The organism is Bacillus sp. H1a, assembly GCF_000633475.1.
GTDB classification, from domain to species: Bacteria; Bacillota; Bacilli; order Bacillales; family Bacillaceae_G; genus Bacillus_A; species Bacillus_A paramycoides.
In genome coordinates, this window is sequence record NZ_AYMH01000076.1 from 1 (window position 1) to 12,303 (window position 12,303).

The 12,303-nt window shown below is 32.7% G+C and carries 13 protein-coding genes and 1 pseudogene; 4 read left to right on the forward strand and 10 right to left on the reverse strand.

The genetic code is table 11. The annotated features are described in order from the left end of the window. Window positions 1-537: 537 nt before the first annotated feature. The 6 genes from U860_RS0128130 to U860_RS34480 all read right to left on the reverse strand — a co-directional run bounded on the left by U860_RS0128130 (window position 538) and on the right by U860_RS34480 (window position 5,171). The gene (locus tag U860_RS0128130) at window positions 538-1,014 is read right to left on the reverse strand and encodes an SMI1/KNR4 family protein (RefSeq protein WP_002110812.1); all 477 of its coding nucleotides are present in this window, start codon (window positions 1,012-1,014) and stop codon (window positions 538-540) included. A gap of 35 nt (window positions 1,015-1,049) precedes the next feature. Continuing rightward, window positions 1,050-1,478, reverse strand: coding sequence for an SMI1/KNR4 family protein (locus U860_RS0128135; RefSeq protein WP_025151113.1), 429 nt, complete (start codon window positions 1,476-1,478; stop codon window positions 1,050-1,052). Then, window positions 1,475-2,212, reverse strand: a complete 738-nt coding sequence (locus tag U860_RS0128140; protein ID WP_240184499.1) for an HNH endonuclease — start codon at window positions 2,210-2,212, stop codon at window positions 1,475-1,477. The genes U860_RS0128135 and U860_RS0128140 overlap by 4 nt, the downstream gene beginning before the upstream one ends. Before the next feature lie 33 nt (window positions 2,213-2,245). Then, window positions 2,246-2,437, reverse strand: a complete 192-nt coding sequence (locus U860_RS36675; RefSeq protein ID WP_081806963.1) for a hypothetical protein — start codon at window positions 2,435-2,437, stop codon at window positions 2,246-2,248. 257 nt (window positions 2,438-2,694) lie between these two features. Beyond that, window positions 2,695-3,159: a hypothetical protein gene (locus tag U860_RS0128145; RefSeq protein ID WP_002188088.1), complete on the reverse strand. Its 465-nt coding sequence runs from the start codon at window positions 3,157-3,159 to the stop codon at window positions 2,695-2,697. 2 nt (window positions 3,160-3,161) lie between these two features. Continuing rightward, entirely contained in the window at window positions 3,162-5,171 is a 2,010-nt protein-coding gene (locus tag U860_RS34480) for a T7SS effector LXG polymorphic toxin (protein ID WP_025151115.1), read from the reverse strand. A 466-nt stretch (window positions 5,172-5,637) separates the two neighbouring features. Between U860_RS34480 and U860_RS0128155 the strand changes: the two genes are divergently transcribed. Together U860_RS0128155 and U860_RS32160 are read left to right on the forward strand one after the other, a co-directional pair. Further along, window positions 5,638-6,108: a DinB family protein gene (locus U860_RS0128155; protein ID WP_025151116.1), complete on the forward strand. Its 471-nt coding sequence runs from the start codon at window positions 5,638-5,640 to the stop codon at window positions 6,106-6,108. 405 nt (window positions 6,109-6,513) lie between these two features. Continuing rightward, window positions 6,514-6,937: pseudogene (locus tag U860_RS32160) on the forward strand (DUF2716 domain-containing protein). 566 nt (window positions 6,938-7,503) lie between these two features. Here the strand turns inward: U860_RS32160 and U860_RS0128165 are convergent. From U860_RS0128165 to U860_RS0128175, 3 genes are all read right to left on the reverse strand, one after another. Next, window positions 7,504-7,983, reverse strand: a complete 480-nt coding sequence (locus tag U860_RS0128165; protein ID WP_025151117.1) for a hypothetical protein — start codon at window positions 7,981-7,983, stop codon at window positions 7,504-7,506. 367 nt (window positions 7,984-8,350) lie between these two features. After that, a complete protein-coding gene (locus tag U860_RS0128170; RefSeq protein WP_025151118.1) occupies window positions 8,351-8,866 on the reverse strand; it encodes a hypothetical protein in 516 nt (171 codons plus the stop codon). Between the two features lie 489 nt (window positions 8,867-9,355). Continuing rightward, window positions 9,356-10,084: a G1 family glutamic endopeptidase gene (locus U860_RS0128175; RefSeq protein ID WP_162791020.1), complete on the reverse strand. Its 729-nt coding sequence runs from the start codon at window positions 10,082-10,084 to the stop codon at window positions 9,356-9,358. A gap of 454 nt (window positions 10,085-10,538) precedes the next feature. Between U860_RS0128175 and U860_RS0128180 the strand changes: the two genes are divergently transcribed. Together U860_RS0128180 and U860_RS0128185 are read left to right on the forward strand one after the other, a co-directional pair. After that, window positions 10,539-10,793 carry a hypothetical protein gene (locus tag U860_RS0128180; protein ID WP_025151120.1) on the forward strand — a complete coding sequence of 85 codons (255 nt, stop codon included), beginning with the start codon at window positions 10,539-10,541 and terminating at the stop codon, window positions 10,791-10,793. Between the two features lie 304 nt (window positions 10,794-11,097). After that, entirely contained in the window at window positions 11,098-11,502 is a 405-nt protein-coding gene (locus U860_RS0128185) for a hypothetical protein (protein ID WP_025151121.1), read from the forward strand. Between the two features lie 253 nt (window positions 11,503-11,755). Here the strand turns inward: U860_RS0128185 and U860_RS0128190 are convergent, their stop codons facing one another. Beyond that, on the reverse strand, window positions 11,756-12,196 hold the full coding sequence (locus U860_RS0128190; protein ID WP_025151122.1) for a MarR family transcriptional regulator: 441 nt from the start codon (window positions 12,194-12,196) through the stop codon (window positions 11,756-11,758). Window positions 12,197-12,303: the final 107 nt, after the last annotated feature.

Genomic DNA, 12,303 nt, shown 5'->3' on the forward strand with positions numbered 1-12,303 from the left:
AATTAAATGTTTTAGTAATATGTAAATAAAAAAATATACGATTGCATAACCAACCTTCTCAATAGAGTGTACTCTATTGAGAAGGTTACAAGTTATTGATTTTAAAGGATTTAGAGTTTCTCAAATACACTTATCAAAATTGAAGCATGGTATTTAATTCCAGAGTGGCCCTTGAAACCTATAATCGTTTCCGTACCCCTTTTTGTTACACCTTGATTAATATTCTTTATCGGATCACCGAAGTTGTCTAAAATGTACTATTCAAAGTTTTCAAGGTTGTGTCCACCTTTTATACTTATAGTCGGTTTTGCTTTAAAACCTTCTACTTCAATTAAATGCTTATCATAACCAGTCTTAAAATTCACTTTAATTTTCGGATTAACTTTAGGAACTTCACCCGTCCCCTATGTTGTACTTTTAAATAATTCGGGGAAAAAGAAGAGGCTTTCTCTGGGTCGTTAGACCATAAAGAAAGCCCCGTTTAAATTAAAGAGATTAACCAACTATTAACTAATTCGAATCAATAAAATCCTATCATTAGTTTTCAGGAATATATAAATTATCCACAAATTCAGAGAAACTTTTAGAAATTAGTCGGATGTATTCCTCTCTTAACTCGTTATCTTCTTCAAAGTAATCCATATCACAATGATATACACTACCTCTATCTTTCCCATCAATTGATAAACAAATCAAACTCCCCGCTGGGTCAATTCCAATTGGAAGCAAATTACTTGGTACCACTTGCACCAAATTATAACTTCTTAATTTCTCTTCTAGATTTATTTCATTTTCTATTGATAGAGGAAAAAACATTGAAACAGACGATGTTATTACGCCTTTCTTAGTTGTATCATTAGTTTTAAATCTTCGTTGCTCAGTTTTCCCTCCATTTTTAGACAGCAAAAATTGTTTATAATCATCAGGGAACAATATACCATACTTATTTTCGAAATCTTCGATATCTTCAATGCCAATAGAGGTAAAAGTATATTCAAAATCTAAATTCCTCATACAACTAACCTTCTTTCCTGTTCATTTTGTTTTGCTCAATCAGAGTATAATCTCTCAATCAATTCAGAAAAAGAGTCGCATATTAATTTAATTTTATCCTCATTCACTGATTCCTGATCATAGAAAACTACTGACGGAGAATCTTTAGTATCACAGTAATTAAAACAAATGAGTCCCCCAAATGGGTCTCTTGCAAATGGAATAATACCTTCCGGAAGTGAAGTTAATTCATAAACAACTTCTATATTTGCATCTTTACTTGTAAAACTTAATAGACAATCAAAGACTGCTCCACCCTCATCATCATTAATATCATAAATATTAGGCTCAGGATAGCCACCGTTATTTTTTTTAATGCATTCACGGTAATCATCTGGAAATCTGACACCAAATGAATTCTCCACAGCAATAATTACTTGCTCATCTATCGCTTCATCCGTAAATAGCCAAGTTACTCGGCTCATTTTATCATCTCCAAAATAATTTTCTTCAGTTTACCTGTTCTACCGTCATCTCCACCACCCCAAATTGCTCTACCACCTGTATGACCCGCAACCTGATGTTCATAGTAATCAACAAGTTGCATTTTACCAGTCTCTTGATGATGATGCCATGTGACTGATTTTGGCTTCTTACCTAATTTGAATAGCTCAATATCTTTTTGGCTGAATTGTTTTGCTAAGTTTGGATCTTTCATTATATCGTCATATAATTTTTGTGAGAGATATTTAAACTGCACTGAGTCAGGCTCTATATGATATGACTCTGATAAAGATGTTTCATATTTTGAATTAAAAATTGGGTAACCATCTTTATCATATTTAACTTTATAAGTTTCCCCATTTTTCTTAGATGTAAATGTATAAGTAGTAATTCCTGTAGAATCATCTACTACTTTTTCTTCAAAATCTCTTGGTTTATTAGGTTTTCTACTATAAGGAGGTAAATCTCTAGCTGCTTTTGTCATAGCTTCTTCATATTCTGCAGTTCTTTCATTAGTCGGTTTAATTTTTTTAGTTTGAGTACCTTTACCCGTACCCTTAGTTTCACTCTTAGCAACAGAAAATAATTCTCCAAGTGTCTTTCTTTCTCCTACATTCCCAACACCAGCTGCCAAAGGTTCAGGGAATACATTCGGGATATGAATATTTTTAATCTTCTCCCCGACATTCTTCATACTATACGGCAACTTATTCATGAATGCCGTTACTTCTTCTAACTTACCAACTATTTATAAAGTTAAAGCATACCAATCAATTAAAAAAGCACTTGTTGCCTTTAATTGACAATCAAGTGCTTTAAGTTCATCTCTTTTTAAGTAGCATAAACTTGTAAGTCTTGCAGTAAAAGTATGACACCTTTTGTATGTCATAAAAACTACTACGTTAAAACTTACGAGTTTGTACGAGTTCATTAGTTTCATATACATTCCATGTGTTTATATTCATCGCCCAGTAAAATGTCATCTCGCCTAAGCTCGTACTTCTTTTTCTATTCTATCATTGCACATAGTACTCCATGATGGTATTACCTTCATGGAGTCTCTATTTTCAAATATATCATTTTTCTTTTTTCTAATTCAATATTTAAATTATCTTTAGTTCGCTTGCCTTATATGTTATTGATATATAACACCTTTCTTATAGATAGCTTTGGCACTATAGAGTGCTCCTAAAAACATTATCTTTCCTCTCTACACAAATGAATATAATGACCAAATTCAGGAAATACATCCCAGTTTCTTTCAAGGGTATCGCTAATCTCACGCTCCTCGACTAAGCCCGTCTTTAAATCCCTTTTTTCCATTGCTATATAGCCATTTTCTCGGAATCCCAAAATCAAGCTACTTACTTCTGTAGCAGTTTCATCATCATATTCCCAATACGTAGCTGTTCTTAAAAAGATCTTACTGTCACTCATAACTTCAAAATCATAATTTAAATACTTACGAATCAAGTCATCATAAAATCCCACCGAAACCCATTCATTTGTAACATTTACAATATACTTAAGGTTTTCATCTTCAGTTAATACCGCCGTATATGGTTCATGTTTTTGATGGTATGTGTATGCATCACGGTCATCTAGAATATTCCAAGGCTTCTTTTTAATGTCCGACCATTCGTCACAATAATAAATTTTCATAGTCAATTATACACCTTCCCTTTAATATCCCTAATAATAATCCTATTTTTTGTTGCTTCATCAAGAATCGTTTGCGGAATTGGTTTATTTTGAACTGGTACTTCTAATATTAACTCACCTTTAAGTCGCCCCCCTTTGAGAGCGTTAGGATTAAAAGGACCATTTGATATTTTAGAACCTGAAGGATATTTTTTTGTAATTTCATTTAAATAACTCTTAGCTGTCTTTTCTTGCACTTCACTAAGTTGAGTGAATTTTCTCGATACTATTTCCTTATTGTGTGCATATGAGTCAACTACGTATTTTTTACCCCCTACTTCTTTTGCTTCCAACTCTACCTCATTATAAGGGTAACGAGGACGATTTTCCTTATTAAAATTATTCCCTGCTTCCCATCGCTCTTTAAGCCAATCCGGTACACTTTTCTTTTTAGGTTTAGCTTCACCCGTACCCTTAGTTTCACTCTTAGCAACAGAAAATAACTCTCCAAGTGTCTTTCTTTCTCCTCCAATGCCAGCATACGAAGGTTCAAATAAATTCGGGATCTCAATATTTTTAATCTTCTCCACGATACTATTCGGCAACTTATTCATTAATGCCGTTACTTCTTCCGACTTACCACCTATTTTACCGCGTTTCCCTGCTGCTTGAAAGATATTTTCACCCTCTGCGATTTTTCCGGCTGCAGCTGATCCTTTCACTGCGGTGTTTACTTCACCAACGCCGAAAAGACAACTGATAATATCAAATCCCACGCCACCAAAAGCATAATGGTCGGTCAGGGCTTTTTCTACATAATCTTTCACTGCGTTGGACATTTCTTTTTGGTCTCTTCTAAAGGTTCTAGCAAGGTTATCCAGCACGGGAATTTTGTCCGTGAGTGCGGGATTATTTAAGAAATCACTAAGAAAAGGAGCCGTATTTGTGATAGAGCCTACAATCCCATATTCGGTGAGTTTCTTCACCCCTTGCCAAGTCGCATCGAGATCGTCCAGTTTCCATTGTTCTATTTCTACGCCACGTATTGAGTTATAACCCCAATCAGCAAGCTCTGCGAGTAGGAAACCTACTTTTATTCCACCTATCGCAAACTCACTAATAGCGGAACCTGCCTTGCCTATAAAACCTTCTAACATCAAGGTTTCATCAGAAAGCCTTTTCAGGGCAGGATAGTTCGTGCCTAACATCCCTAACCATCTTGTTCCTTTTTCTAATCCATCCCATTTCTCACCGATACTAGCAGAAACGTTTTGAAGCCAAGCCTCCAATGGATGATGTTCCGCCCATTCCTCTTGCTTTTTCTTCATTTCTCCTTCAGCTTGAAGTTGCGCCTCTTTTACCACCTTCGTGATTTGTGTATCCATTTCATGAATGCCTTTTGCCAACTCATCTTGCGCAAAGAAATCTTGAAGTTGCGGATCAGTATAGGATAAACTACTCATTCCCCTTGCCATTTGAACTTGCTTGTTTAGGGCATTGAGAATGTCTTCCGCATTGCTTTTTTCTTTTTTGCTTTCAAATTGCTGTACTTTTTGAATCGTATCCTCTAGTTCTTTACTGGCTGCAACCAGTTTTTCATCAAACTGGCTGTTCGGCATACTCAGTGAAACCAAATCGTTCACGCTGTTGTAAATATTAGAGATGCGACTATCCATTTCATGTTTCTTGGGTTGAAGATTGGAAAGTTTGTTTTGTGTTTGCAGTAATGCATCTTCCAGAATAATCGCATTCTCATCACTTTCTCCCGTTGTTGACTGAAAATCCTTTAAAGTTGTCAACATTTCCGCAATGAGAAATTCATTGGTAACTTTCAACCCAATCACAACTGTACTTTGGTTATTATTGATGTCGTTGACAATCGCATTTCCTGTTTCACCCTGCATGGCATCGGCCTGGATAATGCCATTCAATGCGTTTTTGGCTTGTTCAAGTTGATTATTGGTTTTACTGGTGTCTTTTTGGAGTTTTGCCAGTATTTCATTGAATTCCTTTAAATCTACATGAAATCCCATTTAATTCGTCTCTCTTTCTAGTGGTAGTAACAGGGTTGCAGTCATTTCCCCTTAATAAAAGCTTTTAGAAAATCAATCAAGTATAGCAAAACAAATCAAAAAAGCATCAAAACTGAGCGTTTTCGATACGGTATATACATTTAAAATACAAATAAAGACCAATGACAAATCCGGTCATTGGTCTTTATGGGAATGTTATACAAGATTTTATGCAAAAAAAGAATAGCGAGGATCCCTAGAATCCCCGCTATATCAACCATGTATAAAATCATGCATATTAATTTTTCATAGAAAAAAAGAAGAACCTAATAAAAACAAGGATTCTACGAATATCTTTGCTACCGATAATGATGCGTTATGTTAACCTTATATGAATATTATATTCATGGATAAGAACGAATGTTTGTCATTTGTTTAGAAAATTTAGTAAACTTGTTTATGAGGCTAAGTGAGAGGAGAAATATAAATGAATACAATTGATTTATTGTTATTAAACTTAACAGAAGTTAGAAGACGGAGTATAAAAATATGGAAAACGATTCCTAGCGATAAATTGGATTGGAAACCAGATGAAAAAGCTATGACTTGTTTAGAGATGATTCGGCATGTACTGGAATCAGAACATTATTATCATCTGGCTATTGAAAATAGGGGAAGTCTGAAAGAGTATAATTCTCCATTTGAAAACAGACCTTTTTTATCTGTCGAAGATGAACTGGATTTTGCTGAGATATATCACAAACAATTTTTAGATACTGTTCGTTCTTTTTCTAATGAAGATCTAAATACAATTAAAATTGATCGTTCAAATGTAGGGTATATCCGTTCTTTAGGGGATATGTTAATGCGTATAGCATATCATGAAGCAGTTCATACGGGACAACTCTTAGATTATTTAAGAACAATGAAAATTGAACGCCCTAATGTTTGGGATTAATAACATAACTTCCAATAACGGAATTTATGTAAACACAATTACTCTTATCTTTTAGATAAGAGTAATTGTGTTTTTTAAAACATAAAAAATCAGGAAATCCTTTACATTGTAAGCGTTTTCTTTTATAATAATAATGGGTTGGATGGCACGAGTGGCTATCAGGGTATCTGGCGTAGGTGGGGCCGATACTATGGACAGGTTAGAAATATTGTTTTTTACTATTATGAAATTCTATATATATTATAAAAAAGAGTGGAAAAGGAACTGACTCATAATCTTATGAGTCAGTTCCTTTTCTGTTTTGCTACCGATAAGTGGGGTTATGTTAACTAGGTACGAATAGAATAAACAGTTTCATCATGTTATTTTTAATTATGTGATTGTATTGGAAAGTAGGTAATGATTTTGAATAAGTGGATTTTGTTAAATAGGAAAGAGTATGAGGAGGTTTGGGATAGATTTGAAGATGAATTTTGTTTTAATCCTAATATAGATGGTGACCAATCATTTGAATTTTCTTGTCCATATATTACTTATGATTTATCTAATTGTTTTGAAGGAAAATGGACTGATGACAATTATAATATTTTTGATCATATATTATTGGCAGCATGCTGGCTACTGGATGAATCCTAGTTTAAATTTAAATCTAAACGAAGATGATCATCAATGGAAAATCCCATTTTTTCCGGATGGAGATTATTATTTCTTTTTGCAAAAAGACTTTAAATGGGGTTATTTAGGACACCCTTGGGAAAAAACGATTTATATTTTCGGGGAAAAATTAATTGAAACATTTAAAGAATTGAGATCTAATATAAAAAAATGATAGAGTATAACTTTTTATTACAGTTAATAGGAATTATATGAAAAAGCTAGTATAGATCTAGCTTTTTCTTTTTTGTTCATGGATGCTTTAGCCTCTTTATTTGTAGTATTTTGGATGTATACTTTTGTTAGTGGTTTTAGAGGGAATGGGTAAAATTAAATAGATTCAATAAAAAGTGAAAGTAAACTAATGGGTAAAAGTTTACTTTCACTTTTTTGATCATTTATAGTTTGTTTTGTAATAAATTTCTCAATATAGATACAGATGTTATATATGGTTTTTATATAGAGAATTAACAGGAAATGTAATAATATAAAAATTAAGATGGTTTCTGTCACTTGTTTTTCCCTTATGCTAAAGATAAGATCATACTCTCCGATCTTATCTTTTTTGTTTGTAGAAGTTCAATGCAAAAAAACAGAATCCTTATAATAAGGATTCTGCAACAGGAAATAACAAAATATAAGCAATAAAAAGAATTACTTATATTATAGTTTACATAGGGGAAGCACCAAATAAAGATGCACCTTCTAGAAAGAGAATATCCTCAACAACCCCATCTAGTATTAATTAATATTTTCTAGTGCCGAAATATCACAATACTTTAGAGTAAATGATTTTAGAAAAGAAAGTACTTCTTCCGTTAAAATAAGATCTCCTCTAGGAGTTAAACAAAATTGATGCCCTGACCACTCGCTATAATTTCCATTTTCATAATTTACTGTACCTAAAGGAATGAGCCTCCAAAAATCCGGTAATTCTTTATCGGGATATAATTCCTGAAATTCCTCAGAAAGACTAATTAAGCATTCTTCTAATCTAAAGTCTTTCAATTCGCTAGATAATAATGCGTTTTTCAATTTCTCGGAAACAATAAAACAAGGTGTAGATTCTAACAAATCATCGCCAAGCCATCCATAGAATTCATAATGTAAAAATTGAACTTTTCCTAAAGTTCCTTCTGCACCAATGCTCTTTTCATTACCATAAACCGTGTGCTCCCCATGTCCACCAGCTACTTCAGGTGATAATAGATATAAATTCATGGTTTTAATCTTCCTTTTATATTATTTATTTACTGGAGGTGTAAATTTATCTCCATATCTTTTATCTAATTCTATCATATAATCAATCACTGCTTTTTTTGTTGGATTAGGATGTGATCTGTGAAATTCATTCCAATCTTTTCTTATGCTTGATAAATGTATTTCTGTAAAGTGATAATAAAGTTATTTAATTTAGCTATAAAAAATACAAGAGCCTTGCTACATTGTATTGTAGTAAAGCTCTTTAAGGTTGTTTAATTTCTATCCATTTTAAGGTGTGTACACTCAAAAATCAATAATAAAGTTGTTTAAATCTTGTTCAACTAAAGCACCCGTTAGTTCAATAAGAAAAAATTATCTATGATTATTAAAGTGGCCCACCTTCAAAACCAATAGGCCATCCATCCTCTTTAAATTTTACTTTATACTGAAACTCAAAGTGACCATCAAAAATAAAAGCTAAACTAAACCCTGAAAATATATAATCGTCAAAATTAACCATCTTTCCAAAATATATTGTGGATAGATAGTAGTTCTTCATTTCTTGATTAGGGAAGAATTCCTGTAAATATTTTAATGCACGGCTTATATGTAGATGAAGTTCATCGAATATTTTTTCTGCCATTTCGATAATCTCCACATCGGGATTTTCATTATTCCCTTGAATAAAAATCTCCACATCTTCCCATTCTCCGATATTAATACTATAAAACCACCGTTCTTGAATGAGATACTTCTCATTTTCGTATACAGGGGGATTAACTAGGTTTAATTTTTTCACCTCATCTTTAGTTAACGGTTTCTCAAGTATAAGCTTTTTATGCAAAATGTTTTTGATATTAGAGACAATATATTTAGATTTGTTTAATTCTAAAGAGTCCATTTTCCACCTCATAAATTATAAAATAAAGTAAATTCCCCCTTAATTATATCATCATCCCTATTCAACTATCCTGCACCGTTAGTTCAATAAGAATTAAACAACTTTATTATTTTTCAAAGGACTTTATTGTAAATTAAACACCTTTATTATCTCTTAACATGTTTTGCAATAAATTTCTCAATATAGATATACTTATCAAGTACGGTTTTAATATTCAAAATTAACGAAAATTGAAGAATTATAAAAATATGATGGTTATTCTTTTTGTGTACTCCTTGTGCCAAAGATAAGATTGTGTTCCCGATCTTATCTTTTTTTTGTAGATTTTTGATACAAAAAAAGAATCCTTATAATAAGGATTCTGCAACAGGAAAGAACAAACATATAATAATAAAAAGAATTACTTATATTATAATTTAAAAATAATAGAAACACATCGTGAAAACTTCGAATGAATTTCTTTAAATCCCCTCATTTAAGTTTTGAGGGTCAGGGTACATAAGAAACAGTAAACCCTTCACCACCTTTAGGATAAGGCCCAGTTGAAACATGAAGATTACTAGGTGTTGATATAATTTTATTTAGATTTTTAGGATCAAACATATTACACATATCACTAATGGAAAAATTTGGTTCATCTTGATTTACAAAACATTTTTCAAATGTTATACTTCCGTAATTAGCTAGAGGAAAAGGTACACCACTAGCGAAATTTTGTGGGGCTTCTACTATAAATTCCGCTGTTGTTTGGTCACCATTATAAAATTGGTATTGTGCATATGCCCAATTTTGAGTATCGTTTACTAAGTTAACTTCCCAACCTGTACCAGCACCGGGAAAAGAAATGCCATGCATAAGCCATGCTCTTATTTTGTCCCCAGGCTCAACTTTATATTGAATCTCATCAAGCAAATTTTCACCCCTATCATCTGGCATACCATACGCTTCCCACCAAGCATAATATGCAGGGTTTCCAAACGCGTCATACTTTGCTCCAGTACCAACTTGAATAACATTATGTGTAGCTGGCTGACCACGTAAGGGTCCACCGCCGCCTATCCCAATCCATATTACTACTTGTGCATTTGGGTCAGCTGGAATTCCAGCTATGGCTGGAACGTTCCATTCCGCTTGTATCGTATCAAATACAGGGTCTGATCCAATTAGCCCAAACCCTTTAATCTCTTTTACCATGCCTGACCAGATATTACTTTTCAACAGCACTAGAATCACCTTCCTAATATGCACTGAATTTCTCAGAAAAATTTATTTATAGGCGTACCACCAACATTTTAACGAAAATAGGGGTACAGCCGAGATACATGTCATTTTGAGTCATAGGCTTACTCTTATTTCCAAACTTCTTAAAATTGGGGTTTCTCTATTATTTTTGAACCTATTATCACACACCCTAATCATACAATTGAAACGAAGTGTTTTCAGTAGCTAACTAATGGATGATTAGGGTTAACCCATAATAGACAAATTACTTAATAAAAATAGACGAAACGATATTTATAAGCTCCATAAATCGCACCTGGAAATAAAAGTAAGACTATGACCTATTTTTACACGTATCTCGGTCGAACCCCCAATAAAGATACTTAATTACAAATGCAATTATTTGATTTATAATTATATTTAGAAAATAAAACAGAAAGGTCTTGGTAATATGTTGGGTATTGATGTTATAAAAACAACAGGGGAATTAATTATTAAATGGCAATTAGCAAAAGTTAATATTCCATTAAATGAAATTATTGAAGTTACTGAAGATGATACTTATGCTGGCGTTGAAAAAAATGATGCAATTCGAATTGGGACACCTTATGCTACAACTGATCGCATCTTAATTAAAACTAAAAAGCAAGATTATGTATTATTTACTACTAATAAAGTTTCAATTTTAAATAAAATAAATGATTAATAACTTAATTGGTTTAACATGATTTTTTAGAAAAAAGGCGACTAATGTAAAGTCGTCTTTTTTTCTTTCAAATTAGAAAAGGTTAGCTCCTGACTTCACCCCAGCCAAAAACCTCACACCCAAAAATAAAGGGTAACTTAATTATCAAACTCATATAAAGTTTCAATCTTGTCTAAACACTCATTAGGATATACAACTAATCATCTATTTTTCTTTACATAATCTCCAGATACAGTCCATATCAACTATAGATTCTTGTCTTATGCTAAATGTAGTCCCAAACAAAACAAGGAGGTAATGAAAAATGATTAAAACATTATTAGCAGGAGCATTTTTAAGTACAGGATTGGTAGCGGGAGGTGCAGTAGGTGCAGATGATGCGAAAATGAACAATTTAAAATCAAATGAAGATAGTTCAAATCAAGTAATTACACAGAGTGCAGATGGAACAACGTCTTTCTCACAAAACTTTGATGCACCTAAAGATGCAGTGCCAGCAACTCCTAAAGGAGATGCAAAAACTGTTGAAAAAACAGAAGGTACAGGTTCTCAAGAAGGAAAAATGGTACCAACAAAAGAAGGTACAGATTCTCAACCTGGATTTGAAATGGGAGCCCCTGAAAAACCAGAGCATGCAAAAACTGTTGAAAGAACAGAGGGTACAGACTCTCAAGAAGGAAAAATGGTACCAACAAAAGAAGGAAATTAAATAATATATAGTTATAACGAAGAGCATCCAAAAAGTGGTGCTCTTTTTATATTATAGGGATCAACTAGTTTTACTCAATATAGGGGTACCGCCACATCGCCATCAAGCTAATATTTTAAAGTACCCCCTAAACAAAAATTTGTGTTTTTTATAGCACCAAAGTTCATTTTTATCGTTTTAGGGGCAACCTGTTCTGTTAAGTTGATGGATGCGTGACGCTACCCCAATTAGTTTTTTAAAATCATTCATTTTTTTACTTTTGTTTAATATTTTTATCTAATTTTTCTTTTATTATCATCATGGAAATACGAATTTCATTAATCTCACTATCACTTAGTCCGTTAAACAATTGATTTATTTGTTCATCTGACTGAATATGAATCATATCTAGTAGTTCCTCTCCTTTTTTTGTCAAAAAGAGCAAGTTTTTTCTGCTGTCTTTTATTGAGCTTCTTTTCTCTATTAATTCTTCCTTCTCAAATCTACGTAAAATTCTGCTCATATAGCTTCTATCAATATTAAGTTCTTGCACAAGATTATTCGCAATACACTCTGTTCTTTCGCTTATTTCAAATAGTATTCGTGCTTCGGTTAATGAATAATCTGTATCTAGAATCTGGTTATTAAATAAACCAAGTACCTTTGTATAAAATCGGTTGAATTGTCTGATGTCATAAGTAATTTTTTTATCCATAGATTCTCCTTTGGTTGACTAAGTCCACATTTAATATTAATATAACTGTACTCCTAAAACGTGGACTTAGTCAACATTTTAGGGGCGCCATTTTCAAAAATCTGTCG

Bases quoted from the DNA above. Each gene is read 5' to 3' on its own strand.
- U860_RS0128180 (WP_025151120.1), top strand. From the start codon at position 10,539: ATGTTGGGTATTGATGTTATAAAAACAACAGGGGAATTAATTATTAAA.
- U860_RS0128140 (WP_240184499.1), bottom strand. From the start codon at position 2,212: ATGAATAAGTTGCCGTATAGTATGAAGAATGTCGGGGAGAAGATTAAA.
- U860_RS34480 (WP_025151115.1), bottom strand. From the start codon at position 5,171: ATGGGATTTCATGTAGATTTAAAGGAATTCAATGAAATACTGGCAAAA.
- U860_RS0128155 (WP_025151116.1), top strand. From the start codon at position 5,638: ATGAATACAATTGATTTATTGTTATTAAACTTAACAGAAGTTAGAAGA.
- U860_RS0128185 (WP_025151121.1), top strand. From the start codon at position 11,098: ATGATTAAAACATTATTAGCAGGAGCATTTTTAAGTACAGGATTGGTA.
- U860_RS0128165 (WP_025151117.1), bottom strand. From the start codon at position 7,983: ATGAATTTATATCTATTATCACCTGAAGTAGCTGGTGGACATGGGGAG.
- U860_RS0128135 (WP_025151113.1), bottom strand. From the start codon at position 1,478: ATGAGCCGAGTAACTTGGCTATTTACGGATGAAGCGATAGATGAGCAA.
- U860_RS0128170 (WP_025151118.1), bottom strand. From the start codon at position 8,866: ATGGACTCTTTAGAATTAAACAAATCTAAATATATTGTCTCTAATATC.
- U860_RS0128130 (WP_002110812.1), bottom strand. From the start codon at position 1,014: ATGAGGAATTTAGATTTTGAATATACTTTTACCTCTATTGGCATTGAA.
- U860_RS0128145 (WP_002188088.1), bottom strand. From the start codon at position 3,159: ATGAAAATTTATTATTGTGACGAATGGTCGGACATTAAAAAGAAGCCT.
- U860_RS36675 (WP_081806963.1), bottom strand. From the start codon at position 2,437: ATGAAACTAATGAACTCGTACAAACTCGTAAGTTTTAACGTAGTAGTT.
- U860_RS0128190 (WP_025151122.1), bottom strand. From the start codon at position 12,196: ATGGATAAAAAAATTACTTATGACATCAGACAATTCAACCGATTTTAT.